The organism is Nocardioides kongjuensis, from assembly GCF_013409625.1.
Lineage (GTDB): Bacteria > Actinomycetota > Actinomycetes > Propionibacteriales > Nocardioidaceae > Nocardioides > Nocardioides kongjuensis.
This window is the reverse complement of the sequence record NZ_JACCBF010000001.1, coordinates 1,337,797-1,356,857: the sequence shown is the minus strand read 5'-3', so window position 1 is coordinate 1,356,857 and position 19,061 is coordinate 1,337,797. Positions and strand designations below refer to the sequence as shown.

At 72.4% G+C, this 19,061-nt stretch carries 17 protein-coding genes; 8 read left to right on the top strand and 9 right to left on the bottom strand.

Annotated features, from left to right (window positions below):
* Positions 1 to 32: 32 nt before the first annotated feature.
* Positions 33 to 791, top strand: coding sequence for a sulfite exporter TauE/SafE family protein (locus BJ958_RS06445; RefSeq protein ID WP_179726079.1), 759 nt, complete (start codon positions 33 to 35; stop codon positions 789 to 791).
* Here the strand turns inward: BJ958_RS06445 and BJ958_RS06440 are convergent.
* Both BJ958_RS06440 and BJ958_RS06435 read right to left on the bottom strand, forming a co-directional pair.
* Positions 778 to 1,077, bottom strand: coding sequence for an antibiotic biosynthesis monooxygenase family protein (locus BJ958_RS06440; RefSeq protein WP_179726078.1), 300 nt, complete (start codon positions 1,075 to 1,077; stop codon positions 778 to 780). The two genes, BJ958_RS06445 and BJ958_RS06440, sit on opposite strands and share 14 nt — an antisense overlap.
* The gene (locus BJ958_RS06435; protein ID WP_179726077.1) at positions 1,074 to 1,967 is read right to left on the bottom strand and encodes an AraC family transcriptional regulator; all 894 of its coding nucleotides are present in this window, start codon (positions 1,965 to 1,967) and stop codon (positions 1,074 to 1,076) included. Before BJ958_RS06435 ends, BJ958_RS06440 begins: the two co-directional genes overlap by 4 nt.
* Before the next feature lie 81 nt (positions 1,968 to 2,048).
* Here BJ958_RS06435 and BJ958_RS06430 point away from each other — a divergent pair, with 81 nt between their 5' ends.
* Positions 2,049 to 2,741 carry an alpha/beta hydrolase gene (locus tag BJ958_RS06430; protein ID WP_218865625.1) on the top strand — a complete coding sequence of 231 codons (693 nt, stop codon included), beginning with the start codon at positions 2,049 to 2,051 and terminating at the stop codon, positions 2,739 to 2,741.
* Between the two features lie 13 nt (positions 2,742 to 2,754).
* Here BJ958_RS06430 and BJ958_RS06425 read toward each other — a convergent pair whose 3' ends face one another.
* Positions 2,755 to 3,342, bottom strand: a complete 588-nt coding sequence (locus BJ958_RS06425) for a TetR/AcrR family transcriptional regulator C-terminal ligand-binding domain-containing protein (protein ID WP_179726076.1) — start codon at positions 3,340 to 3,342, stop codon at positions 2,755 to 2,757.
* Positions 3,343 to 3,472: 130 nt separating this feature from the next.
* Between BJ958_RS06425 and BJ958_RS06420 the strand changes: the two genes are divergently transcribed.
* Entirely contained in the window at positions 3,473 to 5,140 is a 1,668-nt protein-coding gene (locus tag BJ958_RS06420) for an AMP-binding protein (protein ID WP_179726075.1), read from the top strand.
* The gene (locus BJ958_RS06415; RefSeq protein ID WP_179726074.1) at positions 5,137 to 5,685 is read left to right on the top strand and encodes a hypothetical protein; all 549 of its coding nucleotides are present in this window, start codon (positions 5,137 to 5,139) and stop codon (positions 5,683 to 5,685) included. Before BJ958_RS06420 ends, BJ958_RS06415 begins: the two co-directional genes overlap by 4 nt.
* Here BJ958_RS06415 and BJ958_RS06410 read toward each other — a convergent pair.
* Positions 5,675 to 6,541 (bottom strand): LLM class F420-dependent oxidoreductase, encoded by an 867-nt coding sequence (locus BJ958_RS06410; protein ID WP_179726073.1) that lies wholly within the window; start codon positions 6,539 to 6,541, stop codon positions 5,675 to 5,677. The two genes, BJ958_RS06415 and BJ958_RS06410, sit on opposite strands and share 11 nt — an antisense overlap.
* Positions 6,542 to 6,603: 62 nt before the next feature.
* On the opposite strand from BJ958_RS06410, the gene BJ958_RS06405 reads away from it, so the two are divergent.
* The gene (locus BJ958_RS06405) at positions 6,604 to 7,359 is read left to right on the top strand and encodes a peptidylprolyl isomerase (protein WP_179726072.1); all 756 of its coding nucleotides are present in this window, start codon (positions 6,604 to 6,606) and stop codon (positions 7,357 to 7,359) included.
* A 35-nt stretch (positions 7,360 to 7,394) separates the two neighbouring features.
* Here BJ958_RS06405 and BJ958_RS06400 read toward each other — a convergent pair whose 3' ends face one another.
* Together BJ958_RS06400 and BJ958_RS06395 are read right to left on the bottom strand one after the other, a co-directional pair.
* Complete coding sequence (locus tag BJ958_RS06400) at positions 7,395 to 7,694, bottom strand: putative quinol monooxygenase (protein WP_246319012.1); 300 nt, start codon at positions 7,692 to 7,694, stop codon at positions 7,395 to 7,397.
* Between the two features lie 85 nt (positions 7,695 to 7,779).
* A complete protein-coding gene (locus BJ958_RS06395) occupies positions 7,780 to 8,661 on the bottom strand; it encodes an oxidoreductase (protein ID WP_179726071.1) in 882 nt (293 codons plus the stop codon).
* Positions 8,662 to 8,715: 54 nt separating this feature from the next.
* Here BJ958_RS06395 and pepN point away from each other — a divergent pair, with 54 nt between their 5' ends.
* Genes pepN through BJ958_RS06380 form a run of 3 tightly spaced genes read left to right on the top strand, consistent with a single transcriptional unit; the run spans position 8,716 to position 13,430 of the window.
* Entirely contained in the window at positions 8,716 to 11,145 is a 2,430-nt protein-coding gene (pepN, locus tag BJ958_RS06390; RefSeq protein ID WP_179726070.1) for an aminopeptidase N, read from the top strand.
* Entirely contained in the window at positions 11,142 to 11,963 is an 822-nt protein-coding gene (locus BJ958_RS06385; RefSeq protein ID WP_179726069.1) for a formate dehydrogenase accessory sulfurtransferase FdhD, read from the top strand. Before pepN ends, BJ958_RS06385 begins: the two co-directional genes overlap by 4 nt.
* Positions 11,964 to 12,023: 60 nt before the next feature.
* Positions 12,024 to 13,430, top strand: a complete 1,407-nt coding sequence (locus BJ958_RS06380; RefSeq protein ID WP_218865624.1) for a DNA recombination protein RmuC — start codon at positions 12,024 to 12,026, stop codon at positions 13,428 to 13,430.
* A gap of 453 nt (positions 13,431 to 13,883) precedes the next feature.
* Here BJ958_RS06380 and BJ958_RS06375 read toward each other — a convergent pair whose 3' ends face one another.
* The 3 genes from BJ958_RS06375 to gcvP all read right to left on the bottom strand — a co-directional run bounded on the left by BJ958_RS06375 (position 13,884) and on the right by gcvP (position 19,036).
* Positions 13,884 to 14,726: a thioesterase family protein gene (locus BJ958_RS06375; protein WP_343052586.1), complete on the bottom strand. Its 843-nt coding sequence runs from the start codon at positions 14,724 to 14,726 to the stop codon at positions 13,884 to 13,886.
* A gap of 175 nt (positions 14,727 to 14,901) precedes the next feature.
* Complete coding sequence (locus BJ958_RS06370; RefSeq protein WP_179726068.1) at positions 14,902 to 16,206, bottom strand: serine hydrolase; 1,305 nt, start codon at positions 16,204 to 16,206, stop codon at positions 14,902 to 14,904.
* A gap of 7 nt (positions 16,207 to 16,213) precedes the next feature.
* Positions 16,214 to 19,036: an aminomethyl-transferring glycine dehydrogenase gene (gcvP, locus tag BJ958_RS06365; protein WP_179726067.1), complete on the bottom strand. Its 2,823-nt coding sequence runs from the start codon at positions 19,034 to 19,036 to the stop codon at positions 16,214 to 16,216.
* Positions 19,037 to 19,061: the final 25 nt, after the last annotated feature.

Below are 19,061 nucleotides of genomic sequence, written 5' to 3'. Positions count from 1 at the left end.
CCCGGACGACCCCCGCCCCCTACGATGCCGCCATGAGCGGCCTCGAGCAGCTGGCCGTCCTGGGCACGGGACTCGGCGCCGGCATCCTGAGCTCGACCGTCGGTGTGGCCTCGCTGCTCAGCTTCCCCGTCCTGGTCGCGCTGGGTCTCCCGCCGGTCGTCGCGAACGCCTCGAACACGGTGGGGCTGATCCCCGGCGGCCTGAGCGGTTCGTTCGGCTACCGGTCCGAGCTGCGGGAGCACCCCGGCATCACTCGCCTGGTGCTGCTCTGCTGCGCCCTCGGCGCGGTCGCCGGCGCCGTCCTCCTGCTCGCACTGCCGGCCGCCACGTTCGAGGCCGCGGTGCCGTGGCTGATCCTGCTCGCCTGCGGCCTGGTCGGCGCGCAGCCCTGGCTCGCGCGCCGCCTGGCCAGGTACCGCGCCGAGGACACCGGCCCACGGCACCACCTCTCGCCGCTGACCACGCTCTTCGCCGGCCTGACCGGCGTGTACGGCGGCTACTTCGGCGCTGGCGCCGGCGTGATGATGGTCGCCGTGCTCGGTCTGGGTACCGACGTCGAGCTGCGCGTCGTCAATGCGCTCAAGACACTCGGGCTGCTGGCCGGCAACCTCGTCGCCGGAGCGATCTTCGTGGCCGTCGCCGACCTCGACTGGGCCGCCATCGCCCCGCTGGCCGCCGGCTCGATCGCCGGAGGCTACCTCGGCGCGCGGATCGGCCGGCGGCTCCCGTCCGGGGTGTTCCGCGGCGCCGTCGTGCTGGCGGGCGTGGTCGTCGCGATCACGATGCTGTGAGCACGTCGACGTAGTGCTCCACGACCGGGAACGGGTCGTAGAACTCGTGCAGCAGGGCCCGCCACTCGTCGTACTGGGGTGATCCCCGGAAGCCCTCGGTGTGGTCCTCGAGGGTCTCCCACTCGACCAGCAGCAGGTAGAGGTTCGGCGACTCCAGCGAGCGGCGCAGGGCGAGGCTGCGGAAGCCGGGCATCGCCGCGATGATCGACCGTGCCTGGCTGAACGCCGTCTCGAACTCGGCTTCCCGGCCGGGCAGGACGGGCAGGACGGCGTGCTCGAGGATCATGGCTCCACCCTCCCATCCGCCTCTCGTGCGGCTCGCCACGCCCTCGGGGCTGTGCCGTACTCGCGGGCGAAGGCGCGGGAGAAGGCGGCCTCGGAGGAGTACCCGACGCTCCGCCCGATGCTGCCGGCGGGTTCGCGAGTCGTGGTGAGCCGGTCCGCCGCGCGGGCGAGCCGGAGCCGTTGCAGGTAGCGTCCCGGCGACTCACCGGCGAGACGGCCGAACCGGGCTGCGAAGGCGGCCCGTGACATCGCTGCGAGGTCCGCGAGGCGGTCGACGGTCCACGGATCCTCGGGGCGGCGGTGCATGACCTTCAGGGCCCGGCCGACCTGCGGGTCGAGGGCCGCGGTCAGCCAACCCGCGCCGGCCACCTCGCCACGCGCCGCCCACGTGCGCAGCGCCTGGATGAACAGCAGGTCGAGGATCCGCGACACCATCACCTGCGAGCCCGCGCGGGGCTCGGCTACCTCGACACCCAGCAGCCGCGCACTCAGCGGCAGCCAGTCGAGGCCCTCCTCGTCGCCGCGGATCACGATCACGGTCGGCAGCACGGCGAGCAGCGGTGCCGCGACCCTCTCCTCGACCGCGAACGAGCCGCTGAGCCACGTCGCGTCCGGTCCCGGGTGCAGGGCGTGCGCACGCCCGCGAGCCAGGAGCGCGAGGTCCCCAGCTCGCAGGCCCACCCGCGGTCCCCCGTCGTCGACCCGCAGCTCGGCCTCCCCGGTCTCGACCAGGTGCAGCACGCGCGACCCCGGCCGATGCCGTACGGCGCGCCGCCCGTCTGCGTGCACGGCCTCCACCTCGCCGCCGCGCAGGTGGATCATCTCCAGCACGTCCGAGAGGGCGTCGCCGGCTGCGAGAGGATCGGCAATGTATGGGAGCGGATCAGGCATGGTTCCTTGCCTCGACGTCTTCCTAGGGTGGACGCACCCTACTCCCCCGACCCGCGGGGAGGCACTCACGAAGGAGTCCTGATGTCCACTCCCACCATCGTCCTCGTCCACGGGTTCTGGGGCGGCGCCGCCCATTGGGCCAAGGTGATCGTGGAGCTCGACCGCCGCGGCCACCGCGGTCTGCGTGCCGTCGAGCTGCCGCTGACCTCGCTGGCCGACGATGCCACGCGCACCCGGGACCTGGTCCGACAGATCGACGGCCCCGTGCTCCTCGTGGGGCACTCGTACGGCGGCGCGGTCATCACCGAGGCCGGCGACCTGCCCAACGTGGTCGGCCTGGTCTACGTCGCTGCCTTCGCGCCGGACGCCGGCGAGAGCCCCGGCCAGATCACCGAGGAGCACCCGCCGGCGGCGATCGCCAACATCGAGCCGGACGCGGACGGCCGGCTCTGGGTGAAGCCGGACCTGTTCGCGGAGAGCTTCGCCCAGGACCTGCCCGCCGACGAGACCCTGGTGATGGCAGTGACCCAGAAGGCGCCGCTGGGAACCACCTTCGGCGACACCGTCTCCGAGCCGGCTTGGCGGCACAAGCCGGCGTGGTACCAGGTCTCCACCGACGACCGGATGATCCACCCCGACAACCAGCGCCGGATGGCTGCGCGGTTGCAGCCGCGGAGCACCGTCGAGCTCGCGGCCAGCCACGCCTCGTTGGCCTCTCAGCCGGTCGCGATCGCCGACCTGGTCGAGGAGGCAGCACGCGCCACCGCCGGTTGAGCAGGGACGGGGCTCAGGAGGCGCGGACGCCCTCGACGATGCTGGTCACCAGCGACTCCACCCAGGCGTCGTCGACGGCGTCGCGCCCGCGCAGCACGATCGCAGTCAGCGTGGTTCCGAAGACCATCTCGATGAACAGCGCGAGGTCGACGTCGGGCCGAGCCTCGCCCCGCTCGACGGCCTGCGCGAGGCGGACGGCCAGGCTCTCCCAGCCCGTCGACATGAGTCGGGCGCTGAGCTCCTCCTCGAGCGCGTGGTCGGCCATCATCTCGCCCATCAGCGCGGGGATCGCCCGGCAGCCTGCAGGAGATCCGACCACCCGCAGGCAGCTCTCGACGACCACGCGGACGTCGGCGCGGAGGTCGGAGGCGGGACCCGCGTCGACCACGGCCGACGACGGGAAGACAGCCTCGTGGACCAGATGCGCCTTGGACGCCCACCGGCGCCGGATGGCCGGGACCGACGTACCGGCCCGCTCCGCGATCGCGCGGAAGGTCAGGTCGGCGTAGCCCACCTCGGCGACCAGATCGGTGGTCGCGGCCAGCACCGCCTCGTCGATCCGGACGTCCCGGGGGCGGCCGGCAGCAACGCCCTCACTCACGCAGCCACCTCCTCGCAGTGCCGGTCCCCCGCTCGCCGGGTCATTGTCGCGGACCCCCTTGACGGGGCTGACCACGGTATTTATGTTTCGTGTCGCTACGCAATGTAATCCGCATCACCCGGGAGCGCCAGTGACACCCACCTTCGCGTACGGCTCGGTCGCCGAGCTGCTGCTCGCCCGCGCCGAGGACGACCACCCGGCGCTGCTGTTCGGCGAGGAGTCCGTGAGCTGGCGTGACTTCGTCGCCGGCGCCCGGCGCCGCGCTGCCGTGCTGACGGCGCTGCGGAGGCCGGGGCCCTGGCACGTGGGTGTCCTGATGGACAACGACCCGGAGTACCTGCTGCTCATCGCGGCGGCCGCCCTGTCCGGAGCGACCGTCGTCGGCGTCAACCCGACCCGCCGCGGAGCCGAGCTCGCCGCAGACATCCGGGGCACCGACGTGCAGACCCTGCTCGTGGGTAGGACGCACCGCGGGCTGATCGAGGACCTCGAGCTGGACGGGATCGACGTCATCGACCAGGACGGCGACCGCTACCGCGAGCTGCTGGCCCGCGCGGCCGAGCACCCGGCGCACGCCACTGCTCCCCCGGGCACGGAGCACACCCTGCTGCTGCTCTTCACCTCCGGCTCCACGGGCGCGCCGAAGGCCGTCGTGTGCTCGTCGTCCCGACTCGCGGTGATCGGTCAGCTCAACGTGCACGGCCTGACCCGCGACGACGTCGCCTACAACGCCATGCCGCTGTTCCACGGCAACGCGCTGATGGCGGCCTGGGCGCCGATCCTGGTCGTCGGCGGGACCTACGCGATGCGCCCGAGGTTCTCGGCGTCCGGGTTCCTGCCCGACGTCCAGCGGTTCGGCGCGACCTTCTTCAACTACGTCGGCCGCGCGCTGTCGTACGTCCTCGCGCAGCCCGAGACACCCGGCGAGCGCGACAACACCCTGCGCTTCGGCTTCGGGACCGAGGCCTCCACCCGGGACCGCGAGGAGTTCCAGCGTCGCTTCGGGTGCCGCATCGTCGAGTCGTACGGCTCCTCGGAGGGCGTCTGCACGATCCTGCGCAGCGAGGACACGCCGCCCGGCGCGCTCGGCCGCCCCGATCCCGCCATGGGCCTGGTCATCCTCGACGCCGACGGCCAGGAGACCCCGCCCGCGGAGTTCGCCGAGGACGGCCGGCTGCTCAACGCGGCCGAGGCGACCGGCGAGATCGTCGTCCGCGGCGGCGCCGCGCGCTTCGAGGGCTACTACAACAACCCGGGCGCGATGGCGGCCAAGGTGCGCGACGGTGACTACTGGACCGGTGACCTCGCCTACGCCGACGCCGAGGGCAGCTTCTGGTTCGCGGGTCGCAGCTCCGACTGGATCCGCGTCGACAGCGAGAACTTCGCCAGCGCGCCGGTCGAGCGGATCCTCGCCCGGCACCCCGCCGTCGCCACCGCGGTGGTCTACGGCGTGCCGGACCCGCGCACCGGCGACGAGGTGATGGCCTCCCTCCTGCTGCTGCCGGGCGCGAGCCTGGACCCCACCGAGCTCGGCGCGTTCCTGGACGAGCAGCCCGACCTGGGCACCAAGTGGCGTCCGCGCCTGGTCCGGGTCGTCGAGGACCTGCCGCTGACCGGTACCGGGAAGCTCGACAAGCAGGTCCTGCGCAGCGAGGCCTGGCTGGTCGACGACCCGACGTACCTCGCCACCGCCACCGGCTACCGCGCCTTCACCGCGGCTGACCGCGCCGAGCGGGAGGCCGCCTTCGCCTCCCACGGCCGGATCGCACTCCACCCCACCGAGAGGAACCACCCGTGATCGAGCTCAACCGGAGCCACCTCGTCGACTTCATCACCCGGCGGCTGGCGACCACCGAGTCGCCGCGTCAGCGGACCATGCTGGAGCGGATGCGGGTGCACGCCGCCGCCGAGCGCGACGGCGACCTGGAGACCCTGATCGGCACCCTCGGCGACGCCACGAGCTACCACTTCTGGGAGCTCTCCGGTGATGTCGGCCCGAAGACCAAGGAGGGTGTGGCGGAGTACTACACGAACCTGGTCGAGAACAACGGCCACGTGCTGGAGTTCTTCTGCGAGCGGATGGTCGTCGACGACGACTGCATCGTGATCGAGGGTGTGCTCACCCTCATCCAGCCGGGTGCGCTGATGGTCCAGCACCCGATGGCGGCCGGCTTCGCCGAGGCGGACAAGAACTACCTGATCAAGATGCGCAACGTGATCTTCTGGTCCTTCGACGAGGACCTGATGATCATCGCCGAGGACTCCTACACCGGCGGCCCGATCGAGATGCGCGTCCTCGAGGACCACGAGCTGCCGGCCGACTTCGTCGCCCTCACCGGCTGAGGGTCGGCAGCACCTGGTCGACCAGCGACGCCGCCCACCGCTCGGGATCCCCGGTGGGCGGCATCAGCGCGGTCAAGGTGATCCCCAGACCGGCGTACCTCGCCATCTCCCGGGCGAACCGGTCCGGTTCGGCGACCGGGTCGCCGAACCACAGGATCGTCTTGCGGATCTCGTCGTAGTCGCGCCCGACGTCGTCGCAGTGCCGGCGCAGCACGTCGAGCTTGGCGGCCACGCCGTCGGGCCCCTCGCCGGTGAAGAGGTTGCAGGCGTCGCCGTACTGTGCGACGAGCCGAAGCGTCTTGCGCTCCCCCGAACCCCCGATCAGGATCGGCACCCTCCCGTTCACCGGCGGCGGGACGCAGATCGTCTCGGCGAGCCGGTGGTGCGTGCCGTCGAAGGCGCCGTCCTCGTCGCTCCACATCTGCCGGCAGATCCGCAGCGTGTCCTCGAGCCGCTCGAACCTCTCGGCGACCGGCTGGAAGGGTACGCCGAGCCCGGCGTGCTCGCGCTCGTACCAGGCTGCGCCGATCCCCAGCCACGCCCGGCCACCCGACAGCACGTCCAGCGTCGTCACGATCTTGGCGAGCAGGCCCGGGTGGCGGTAGGTCACACCGGTCACGAGCAGGCCGAGAGCGATCCGCTCGGTGCGACCCGCGAGGAAGCCGAGCGTCGTGTAGCCCTCGAGCATCGGCTCGGCCGGACCGCCCGCCATCTCCATCTGGAAGTAGTGGTCCATCACGGTGAACAGCGCGATCCCGCCCTCGTCGGCGATCTGTGCCGTCGCCGCCAGCCGCGTGGCCAGTCGCCGGTCCCACTCCGGGTGGCTGAAGCTCGCGTAGTGGATGCCGAGGTCCATGCCGCCAACCTAGCCCGGACGTGTCGCGGGAGGTGCGCGCTGCGCTGCGTACGATGCGGGCCATGCGCTCTCGCCTGCTCGCCGGGGTCCCGGCCCTGCTGCTCCTCGCCTCCGTGTCCGCCTGCGGCGACGACACCGCCAAGGACCCGGGGAACGCCGAGTCCACGTCGCCGTCCGGATCGGTCACGACCGAGGCGACCACGGCCGGCACGCCGGCCGCCGCCGGCGAGTGTGACTGGGTCGCGGAGGGTGAGCCCGCGCGCGACGTCGAGCTGCCGCCCACGACGCCGGAGTACACCAGCGACGTCACGGCCGTGCTCACGACCTCGATCGGCAAGCTCACGGTCACCCTCGACGCCACGAAGGCGCCCTGCACCGTCGAGTCCTTCGTCTCCCTGGTCGAGCAGGGCTACTACGACAACACCTCGTGCCACCGCCAGGGCAACGACCCCGGGTTCGAGTTCCTCCAGTGCGGCGACCCGTACTTCGACCCCAAGGCGGCCGACGCCGACCCCAAGACCGGCACCGGCGGTCCGGGCTACACGATCCCGGACGAGGTCGACGGCACGGAGACCTACCCGGCCGGAACCCTGGCCATGGCGAACACCGGCCGGCCCCACTCCGGCGGCGGCCAGTTCTTCATCGTCTTCGGAGACTCCCAGTTCCCGCCGGACTACACCGTCTGGGGCCACCTCGACGCCGCGTCGGTCGCGACGCTGAAGAAGGCGACCGCGAGCGGGAACGACGGGTACTGGGCACAGAGCGGCGGCGGCCGGCCGAACACGCCGGTCACGTTCGAGAGCATCGAGATCGGCTGACGCGGCACCAACAGCGCCGCAGCGCCCGAGGAAGGCTACGCCGGGACCTTGTCGGCCAGGATGTCGATCTTCTCGATCTCAGGCTCGGAGAAGAGGACCCCGGTGTTGGGACCGAGTGCCTGCCCCACACCGCCCGCCAGGTGCGCGTCCCGGGCCTCGTCGTCCGGGAAGACGTCGTAGACCCCGAAGCTCGAGGGCCCGAACTGGATCGCGAACCAGGCGATCGTTCCGGGCTCCTGCATCACGATCGATCGGGCCGCGGTGAGGAAGTCGGCGAGTTCCGCCTCCTTGCCCGGGAGGGCCTCGAGGCGTACGAGAAGCGCTTTCGTCAGCATCAGTCTGACTCCGTTTGCACTTGTAGGGACTCACCGCTGCAGCCGTCGACCGCGAGAGGGCAGTACCCGTTCTTCGTGCGCCCAGTCAGATCCCGGTGAGCTCGATCGACCGCTCCCACAACGCTCGCGCGAGGACCTCGTCGTCCGCTTTGTGCGACATCCGGGCCGGGGCCGGCCACCCCCACAGCTCGGTGCGGCCGTGGGGGCCGATGTAGGTGCCGCCGTCGACGGGCATGGTGGCGGCGTAGACGGTGCACAGGGCACCGCGCCAGGCGGGCATGCCGACCAGCTTCTGGCCGTAGTGGCCGATGGCGGTGACGACCGGGTGGCCCGATCCGCTGGTGATCGCAGTCGCGGAGGCGCCCGGGTGGGCGGCGACGGCGCGCAGGTGAGAGCCCTGGCTGCGCAGGCGGCGGTCCAGCTCGCGCATGAAGAGCAGGTCGGCGAGCTTGGAGTCGCCGTACGCCTGGAAGGGCCGGTAGGGACGGCGCTGCCAACCGAGGTCGTCGAGGTCGATGCGTCCGGAGCGGTGCTCGCGCGAGCTGATCACGACCACCCGGTCGGTGAGCAGCGGCAGCAGCAGCTGGGTGAGCAGGAAGTGGCCGAGGTAGTTGGTCGCGAAGTGCATCTCGACGCCCTCCGGCGTCACCGAGTGCGGTACGCCGAGCACGCCGGCGTTGTTGACCAGGACGTCGACCGGGCGGCCGTCGGCCTCCAGCCCCTTCGCGAACAGCCGCACGGAGTCCAGGGAGCTGACGTCGACCTGGCGCACCTCGACCCGGCCCTTGTCGTGGCCCGGCACGGTGCGGGCGGCGGCGGAGGCCTTCTCGACGCTGCGGCAGGCCATCACGATCTCGGCGCCACGTGACCCGAGGATCCGGGCGGTCTCGAGCCCGAGTCCGCCGTTCGAGCCGGTGATGACGTACCGCCGGCCCTGCTGGGGCGGCACCTGGGTCCACGCACGCATGGCCCGAACCCTCCCACATCCGCCGTGCATCCGGTTGAGTTCTAGGCTGGCCGGATGAGCCTCACCCGCGCCGAAGCCGAGCACCGCGCGAGCGTGCTCACCGTGACGTCGTACGACGTCGAGCTGGACCTGTCGTCGAGCGAGGAGACCTTCCACTCGGTCACCACGATCCGGTTCCGCAGCGAGCGGGCCGACACGTTCGTCGACGTGAAGCCACGGGCGCTGCACGCCGCGCGGCTCGACGGTCACCCGCTCGACGTCGAGCAGCTGGCGGACGGCAGGATCGCGCTGGACCTGGCCGCCGGCGAGCACGAGCTGGTCGTCGACGCGACGATGGCCTTCCGCAACGACGGCGAGGGCCTGCACCGCTCGGTCGACCCGGTCGACGGCAAGGCCTACGTCTACGGGATGTCCTTCATGGACGCGGCCCCGTCGGTGTTCGCGTGCTTCGACCAGCCCGACCTCAAGGCGCCCTACTCCGTGCGGGTGACCGCGCCGTCCGACTGGCTGGTGGTCGGCAACGCGCCGGCCGCCGAGACCGGTGGTGACGGCACGACGAAGCGGTGGGAGCTCGGGCCGACGCAGCCGCTGGCGACGTACTTCGTCACCGTCGTGGCCGGGCCCTACCACCTGATCCGCGACGAGCACGACGGCATCCCGCTCGGCCTGAGCTCGCGGCAGAGCCTCGCCGCGACGCTCGACCGCGAGGCCGACGAGCTGCTGACCCTGACCCGGCAGTCGTTCGACGAGCTGCACCGGCTCTTCGGCATCCGGTACCCCTTCGGCGACTACCACCAGGCGTTCGTGCCCGAGTTCAACGCCGGTGCGATGGAGAACCCGGGCTGCATCACGCTGCGTGACCCGCTCCTCTTCGAAGGTGCCAGCACCCGCGCCGACCGCAGCTTCCGGGCCAACATCATCGCCCACGAGATGGCGCACCAGTGGTTCGGCAACATCGTCACGCCGAAGTGGTGGGACGACCTGTGGCTCAACGAGTCGTTCGCCGAGTACATGGGACTGCGCGTGATCACCGACGCCACGGAGTACGCCGACGGCCCCCTGCACGACTCCTACGCCCGCCGCACGTGGGGCATCACCGCCGACCAGCGTCCGACGACGCACCCCGTCGCCGGCAATGCCGCGCCCGACGCCCTCTCGGCGCTGCAGAACTTCGACGGCATCTCCTACGCGCGTGGCTCGAACGTGCTGCGCCAGCTCGCCCGCCGCCTCGGCGACGACGCCTTCCTCGGTGGCGTGCGCGATCACTTCGAGCTGCACCGGTTCGGCAACGCGACGATGCACGACCTGTTCGCGAGCTGGGAGCGGGCTGCCGGCGGCGCCAGCCTCGACGGCTTCATCAAGGACTGGCTGCTCACGCCGGGCGCTGACCGGCTCGACCTCGACCGCGGGGCCGGGGTGGTCCGTCGTACCTCCCCCGCGGCCCACCCCGCCGACCGCCGCCACGACCTCGTCGTCGCCACCCACGGTGCGGACGGCTGGACCCAGCGGCCGCTCGTGGTCGACGGCCCGGCCACGCCGCTCGAGGCCGGCGACGCGCCCGTGCTCCTCGACGCCACCGAGTCGACCTGGGCGGTCAGCCCGCCCGACGCGCTGACCATGGCGGCGCTGCCGACACTGGCGCCGGCGATGACCGACCCGCAGCTGCGCGCGACCATGTGGAACAGCGTCCGGTTGGGCCTGTTCGAAGGTGCGCTCACCCCCGCCCAGGTCGCCGACCTGCTCGCGACCGCACCTCCCGTCGAGGACACCTCCGACGGCGCCCGGAACCTGCTGCCGTGGGTGCTGGAGACCGTGCTGCCGCTCGCACCGGCCGGGACCACGGAGCGGTTCCACGCCGCCGTCCGACGGGCGGCCGAGGCCGCGGACGTGGGCTCCGAGCTGCAGCTGTCGGCCTTCCGGGCGACGGTGCTCTCGGCGGCGGACGCCGACGAGCTGGAGCGCTGGGCGGCGGGCGAGGACCTGCCCGAGGGGATCGTCGCCGACAACGACCTGCGCTGGAAGGCCCGCCGCCGGCTCGCCGAGCTCGGGGCCACCGACCGGGCGGCGCTGGACGCGGCGCTCGAGGCGGAGCGCAGCGGCACGACCACCGTGCACCACGCTCGGGCCGTGTCCTCGCTGCCGACCCTCGAGGCCAAGCAGTTCGCCTGGGCGCGGGCGATCGGTGAGGTGTCGGTCCCCAACTACGAGGTCAAGGCGGCCGGAAACGGGCTGTGGCAGGCCGGCCAGCGCGAGATCACCGCGCCCTTCGCCACCGCCTACTTCGAGCAGCTCGACACGATCATGGGTGCCCACCAGGGCTGGGTGCAGGGCGAGGTCGTCGAGGCCTACTTCCCCATCACCCACCTCGACGACGCCACCGAGGCCGCCGCCGTCGCCGCGCTCGAGCGCGACCTGCCGGGCGCCGTACGACGCCGGCTGACCGACCGGCTCGACGAGCTGCGCCGACGGCGGGCCGTGCTGTGACCGGCGTCAAGGCCCGGCGGCCGGGGCCGACCACGCGGGTGCGGGTCGAGGAGCACCGCGGCGACGACGTACGTCGGCCGGAGGACCGGGTGCTCACCGAGGAGCCGCTCGAGATCCGGCTGGCGTGGCCGGGTGCCCCGGCACGACGGGTGTGGACGACGCTGCGGACCCCCGGCAACGACTTCGAGCTGGCCGCCGGTTGGGTGCACCACGAGGGTCTCGGCCGTCCGGCCGGCGTCGCGTACTGCACCGACGTCGAGCTGCGGCCCGAGCAGGAGTTCAACGTCGTCACCGTCACCCTCGACGCGGTGCCGTCGCGGGTCCCGAGCCAGCTCGACGCACTCAGCGCCGGGTCGGCAGCCTGCGGGGTGTGTGGGACCGACGAGGTCGACGAGGTGCTCTCCCGTCGCCCCTCGCTGCCCTGGTCGGGCCCCCTCCCCTCCCCCGAGCTGGTGCGCCGGCTGCCCGACCTGATGCGGCCGCACCAGCAGCTCTTCGAGCGCACCGGCAGCGCCCACGCGGCGGGGCTCTTCGACGCGGAGGGCGGGCTGGTCGCCGTACGGGAGGACGTGGGACGGCACAACGCCGTCGACAAGGTCGTCGGCTCACGGGTCCTGGCCGGGGCACCGTCGGCCGAGTCCGTGCTGGTCATCAGCGGCCGCGCCGGTTTCGAGCTGGTCCAGAAGGCGGTCGCCAGCGGGATCGGCGCGCTCGTCGCGGTCGGCGCCCCGACCGGTCTGTCGGTGCGGCTGGCCGCGGCCGGTGGGCTCGCGCTGTACGGCTGGACGAAGGGCGACCGGACGGTCCGGTACGCCTGATCCGCAGGCGCCCGGCGTGGCCCGAGGAGTTCTGTCGGGCCCTCCTGTTTGACTGCACCCATGGCCATCCTCCTCGCTCTCCTCGTCGGTCTCCTGCTCGGTGCGGGGGTCGGCTGGATGGTGCGCCAGTCGCTCCTGCCGGCCACCGTGGAGGTCGCCCCGGGCGAGGCTCCCGAGGTCGTCGCGGCGCGCCACGAGGCGGAGCTCGCCGACCTGCGCCACGAGGTCGAGCGCGTGCGACTCGAGGGCGAGTCCCGCACCGCCGCCGTCCTGGCCGAGGAGGCTGCGGCCCGGGCCGCCGTCCAGGCCGAGCTGACCGGCGCCCTGGCCACCGTCGACGAGCTGCGTGACGCCGTCGACGACGCCCGCGCCCGGTACCGCACGCTGGTGGAGCAGCAGCGCCAGGCCCAGCAGGAGCGCGAGCGGGGCGAGTCCGGCCAGACCCAGGTCCTCAAGACGCTCACGCCCGTCGTCGAGCACCTCCGCTCGATGCAGCAGAAGGTCGACGAGCTCGAGAAGGCGCGGGTCCGCCAGCACACCGAGCTCGCGACCCAGATCCAGCACACCCAGCGCTCGGTTGAGGACTCCCGCAAGGCGGCCGACACACTGGCCTCGGTCCTCAAGAACAACGCGGTGCGCGGCGCGTGGGGCGAGACCCAGCTGCGCACCCTGGTCGAGACGGCCGGCCTGCTCAACCGCGTCGACTTCGAGCTCCAGCACTCCGTCGAGGCCGACTCGGGAGCCCGCCGGCCCGACATGGTGATCAACCTGCCCGGCGGCAAGCAGATGGCGATCGACGCCAAGGTCCCCTACAACGCGTTCATGGACGCCCAGCGCGAGGGCCTCGAGCCCGAGGTGCGTCAGCGCCTGCTCGAGGACCACGCCCGCAAGGTCCGCGGCCACGTCGACACCCTCTCCCAGAAGGGGTACTGGACCGGTCTGGCGATCAGTCCGGAGTTCACCGTCGCGTTCATCCCCAACGAGCAGCTCCTCAACGCCGCCCTCGAGGTCGACCCCTCGCTGATGGAGCACGCCTTCAAGCAAGGCATCGTGCTCGCCACCCCCACCAACCTGTGGGGCATGCTCAAGACGGTCGCCTTCACCTGGAAGCAGGAGGCGCTCACCGAGGACGCACAGGTCCTCTTCGAGCTCGGCCAGGTCCTCTACCGCCGCATCCTCAAGCTCTCCGAGCACGTCGACAAGCTCGGCCGCTCGATCCAGCGCAGCGTGAAGGACTACAACAGCTTCACCGGCTCCCTCGAGCGCTCCGTCCTCCCCGCCGCCCGCAAGCTCAACGCCGCGGACCCGATCGCCACGATCCCGGCGCCGACCGAGATCGAGGAGACGCCCAAGGCCCTCACCTCGAGCGAGTTCTCCGCGCTCGCCGACCTCGAGCGCGAGGAGCTCACATTCGACTTCGACCTCGCGGTCGACGCCGAGATCGTGGACGACAAGCAGGCAGGCTGAGTCTCGCGGCTGGGCCCGCGGCCCGTACCGAGGTGGTCCGGTCCGGCACGGGTGGCTGGGTTCACTCGCCCTGAGGACGCCAGTCGGGTCTGGGCGCCGAGACAGGCCACGATTGGGCAGAGACCGCATGGAAATGGCCGGAATCGTTGCGGTTTGGGACCAAACCGCAACCACGGAGCGTACGGTCCCGGCCGGCTGACCCAGACCGTTCAGCAGGCCGACCGCCCACACCGATCAGCTCACCGATTGGGCAGAGACCGCACTGAAATCGCCGGAATCGTTGCGGTTTGGGACCAAACCGCAACCACGGAGCGTACGGGCCCGACCGGCTGACCCAGACCGTTCAGCAGTCCGACCCCCACACCGATCAGCTCACCGATTGGGCAGAGACCGCACGGAAATGGCCCGAATCGTTGCGGTTTGGGACCAAACCGCAACGATTCCGGCGCCTGCTCAGACGGCGCCGCGCGGCTCCACCCCACCGGACAGGTCGACGGTGCGGCGGGTGTTGGCGAGCGAGGTGACGGTGGCGGTGCCGATGACGCCGGTGGCGTCGAAGACCTCGGCCGTGCCGACGGCGATGCCGTCCGACGCGACGTGGTCGGCTGCGCGCAGGCCCAGCCGGACGCTGTCGGGCCGGCGGCACAGGGCCAGGTCGATGTCGGTGTTGATGTGCTCGACGCCGCGACTCCCCCAGTTCGTGACCATGCTCGTGGCGTCCGCGATCGACGCGACGGCCTGGAACGGGGTGCACTCCTCGCCGAGGACGATCGGTACGGCGGTCTGCCAGGTCTGGTGGCGGCCGCCGTTCTGGTGGTCGCCGAAGTTGTCCGACCACGGCGCGGCACTGGCGAACCAGGGGACGTGGTGCTCGCCGGGCGTGGGCAGCTGGTCGGCGGGCGGCGGAGTGGGTCGCTCCCCCGGGGCGGCCCAGACCTCGCCGGCGGCGTTGCCCGAGGGGGCGAGGAAGGTTGCGCCGGCGCGGGCGACGACCTCGCCCTCCTGCTCGACGGTGGCGTCGAGCAGCACGAGGCGCGGGCCCTCGCGGACGATCCGGGCGGACGCGGTGGTGGTGATCATGCGTGCCGGCCGGAACAGGTCGACGTGGTAGCGCGCGGGAACCAGGTCGGTGCGGCCGGCTACGCCGACGGCATGCTCGAGCGCTCGGGCGAGCAGACCGCTGACCGCGACGCCGTGCATCTGGTCGTCGCGCCACAGGCTCTGCGCGAGCGGCAGCGGGTCGAAGCCGGCGGCGGACTGCTGGAACCAGGCAAACTGGAACGTGTTCTCGTTCACGGGAGCATCATGCCCCACGTCGTCCGGAGCCCTCAGCGCCGGGCCATGATCCAGGCCCCGGCGGAAGCGGGGCGCGCTGGGACGACACCGCACCTTGGAGGCGTCACCAGAGCAACGTCCATCCTCCCAAGCAGGAGTGAACCGGGGACGTCGCGAATCTACACGCGAGCGTCGCCTACGCCCGGGGAGCCGGACCACCCGGGATCGGTGCCTGCGGGTCGTACGGCGTGCGGGTCCAGATGAAGGTCGCGCACTCGAGGTGCCCGACGGTCCCGTCGGCGCGCCGCCGCAGGTGCAGGGTCTCGCCGCGGTGGTAGCCGTCGGTGCCGAGGAAGCCGTCACCCTCGGGGCGGAAGCGCTCCTCGAGCTCACCGGTGCGCAGGTCGTGGACCTGCAGCTCGCCGTCGCGCCACTCGATGCCGAAGCCGGTGTTGCCCCAGTACCAGACGCCCAGCACCTCGGCGACCCGGTCCGGGACCGCCCCGGGTGACGGACGCCAGAGCGCCACCGGCCCCGACGGGTTGCCGGGACCTGCGGCCAGGAACCGTCCCGGCACCTGGTCGGCACGCAGCCCCGTGGTGGCGTCGGTGAGCGCGACGACGGCGTCGCGGGTCGACCGGTCGACGAAGAGGGAGGCCATGAAGCCCGGCATCGAGCCGGTGTGACCGACGAGGGTGCGGCCGTCGACGGAGAGCACCCGCAGCCCGAGGCCGTACGCCTCAGCGGGCGTGGCACGCTCGGCCATCTCCGCCAGGGTCGCGGGAGCGAGGACGTCCGGGTGCCCGGTGGCGAGGAAGTCCGCCCAGCGCAGCAGGTCGCCGACGGTGCTCCACAGCTGCCCCGCCGGCGCCATCGCACGGGTGTCGGAGTGAGGCTCGGCCCAGAGCGTGTGGGCGAAGTGGTCGACGCTGCGACCCGGCGCGTGGTCGGCCGGTGGGTGGTACGACGTGGCGCCCATCCCGAGCGGTGCGAGCAGCCGCTGCTGCACGACCTCCCACCACGATGCACCGCGCAGCCGGGCGACCGCCTCGCCGAGGAGTGCGAAGCCGAGGTTGGAGTAGTGGTAGCCCTCCCCCGCCGCCGCGACCCGGCCGGACCCGTCGTTGGCGGCGAGCAGCTCGTCGACGGTGCCGCCGTCGACCCGCTCCCACCACGCACCGGCGGGCTCGCTCTGCAGGCCCGCGGTGTGGGCGAGCAGGTCGTGCACCGTCGCGTCCGCGTAGCCCGTCGGCACGAACCGCCCGATCGGGTCGTCGAGAGCGAGCCGCCCCTCGTCGCGCAGCTGCATCACGAGCACGGCGGTCAGGGTCTTGGTGATCGACCCGATCCGGTACGACGACGCGCTGGTCACCTCCCGGTCCGGCAGGACGCTCACGCAGCCCTGCCAGACCGGCGTGCCGCCGCGGGCGACCGCCGCCGAGACCGACGGCAGCCGACCCGCGGCCTGCAGCGACGCCAGCGCGTCGTCGTAGGACGTCACCGACGGATCACTCGGCGTAGGCGTCCAACGGCGGGCAGGCGCACACGAGGTTGCGGTCGCCGTACGCCTGGTCGATGCGCGCCACCGGCGGCCAGTACTTGTCGGGCGAGATGCCGGCCGGGAAGACGGCGACCTCGCGGGAGTAGGAGCGGTCCCACTCGCCGACGAGCGTACGGGCGGTGTGCGGGGCGTGGTGCAGCGGCGACGCGTCGACGGCCCACTCACCGGCGGCGACGCGGTCGATCTCGCCCTTGATGGCGATCATCGCGTCGCAGAACCGGTCCAGCTCGGCCAGGTCCTCGGACTCGGTCGGCTCGACCATCAGCGTGCCCGCGACCGGGAACGACATGGTCGGGGCGTGGAAGCCGTAGTCGATGAGCCGCTTCGCGACGTCGTCGACCGAGACACCGGTCGCCGCGGTGATCGGGCGCAGGTCGAGGATGCACTCGTGGGCGACCAGGCCGGACTCGCCGCGGTAGAGCACCGGGAAGTGCTCGCCCAGGCGGGCGGCGACGTAGTTGGCCGAGAGCACCGCGACGGCGGTGGCGCGGGTCAGGCCCTCGCCGCCCATCATCCGGATGTAGGCCCAGGAGATGGGCAGGATGCCGGCCGAGCCGAACGGAGCCGCGCTGATCGCGCCGGTGCCCTCGCGCCGGTCCGCGTCGGGGTGCAGCGGGTGGGTGGGCAGGTACGGCGCCAGGTGCGCGCGCACCGCGACCGGGCCGACGCCCGGGCCGCCGCCGCCGTGCGGGATGCAGAACGTCTTGTGCAGGTTGAGGTGCGAGACGTCGCCGCCGAACTTGCCGGGAGCGGCGTACCCGAGCAGCGCGTTGAAGTTCGCGCCGTCGATGTAGACCTGGCCGCCGTGCTCGTGGACCAGGTCGCACAGCTCGGTGATGGTCTCCTCGTAGACGCCGTGCGTCGAGGGGTAGGTGACCATGATCGCGGCGAGGGTCTCGGAGTGCTGCTCGCACTTGGCGCGCAGGTCGGCGAGGTCGACGGTGCCGTCGTCGTTGGCCTTGACCACGACGACCTTCATGCCGGCCATCACGGCCGAGGCCGGGTTGGTGCCGTGCGCGGAGGACGGGATCAGGCACACGTCCCGCTGTCCTTGACCGTTGGCCCGGTGGTAGTTGCGGATCGCCAGCATGCCGGCGTACTCGCCCTGGGCACCCGCGTTGGGCTGGATGGAGACCCGGTCGTAGCCGGTGACCTCGGCGAGCCAGCCCTCGAGCTGGTCGATCAGCTGGCGGTAGCCGTCGGCGTCGGCGGCCGGCACGAAGGGGTGCAGGTTGGCGAAGCCGGCCAGCGAGATGGGCTCCATCTCGGTGGTCGCGTTGAGCTTCATCGTGCAGGAGCCGAGCGGGATCATGCCGCGGTCGAGCGCGTAGTCGCGGTTCGAGAGCCGCGCGAGGTAGCGCAGCATGGAGGTCTCGTTGTGGTGGGTGTTGAACACCGGGTGGGTGAGGAACTCGGTGGTCCGCTCGAGGTCCTCGGGCAGCCCCGCGTCGCCCTCGGCCGACACCTCGGTGACGCCGAAGGCGCCGAGGACGGCGGCCAGCGTGGTCTCGCGGGCGGTCTCGCCGAAGGAGACACCGACCGTGTCGGCGTCGACGAGGCGCAGGTGGATCGACGCCTCGCGAGCGGCGGCGACGACGGCCTCGGCGCGGCCGGGCACCCGGACGTTGAGGGTGTCGAAGAAGGTCTCGTTGACGACCTCGACGCCGGCGGCCGCGAGGGATGCGGCGGCGCGCCGGGCCAGGCCGTGGATGTCGCCGGCGATCGCCCGCAGCCCGTCCGGACCGTGGTAGACGGCGTACATGCCCGCCGTGACGGCGAGCAGCACCTGCGCGGTGCAGATGTTGGACGTCGCCTTGTCCCGGCGGATGTGCTGCTCACGGGTCTGCAGCGCGAGCCGGTAGGCGAGGTGGCCCTCGGCGTCGACGGAGACACCGACCAGGCGGCCGGGCAGCTGGCGCTCGAGGCCCTCGCGCACGGCCATGAAGCCGGCGTGCGGGCCGCCGTAGAACAGCGGTACGCCGAAGCGCTGGGCCGAGCCGACGACGACGTCGGCCCCGAGCGCGCCGGGCGCCTCGAGCAGCGTCAGCGCGAGCAGGTCGGCAGCGACGACGGCCAGGCCGCCGTGCTCGTGGACGGCGTCGATGACCGGCTTGATGTCGGCCACGCGGCCCGACGCGCCGGGGTACTGGATGAGGACGCCGGAGACCGGGCCCTCGGGCAGGCCGTCGGTCAGGTCGGCGACGAGGATCTCGATGCCGAGGCCCTCGCAGCGGGTCGCGACGACGTCGATGGTCTGCGGCAGCGCGTCGGCGTCGATGACGAACGGACCGGCGGCCTTGCGGTTGGCACGGTGGGCCAGCGCGACCGCCTCGGCCGCGGCAGTGCCCTCGTCGAGCAGCGAGGAGCCGGCGGTGTGCAGGCCGGCGAGGTCGGCGACCATGGTCTGGAAGTTGATCAGCGCCTCGAGCCGGCCCTGAGAGATCTCCGGCTGGTACGGCGTGTAGGCGGTGTACCAGCTCGGGTCCTCGAGCACGTTGCGACGGATCACCGCCGGGGTGACGGTGGCGTGGTAGCCGAGACCGATCATCGACTCGCCGGGAACGTTGGTGCCGGCGAGTGCGCGGAGCTCGGCGGCCGCCGTCTCCTCGTCGACCCCGGCCGGCAGACCCAGCGGGTCGGTGGAGCGGATCGACTTCGGGACGGCGGCGTCCATCAGGGCGTCGAGCGATGCGTGGCCGAGGCGGTCGAGCATGGTCTCGACCTGGGCGTCGTCCGGGCCGATGTGACGGTTGACGAAGGGTGCGCTCATGAGCAGAGGTGCTCCTCGGGTCGGG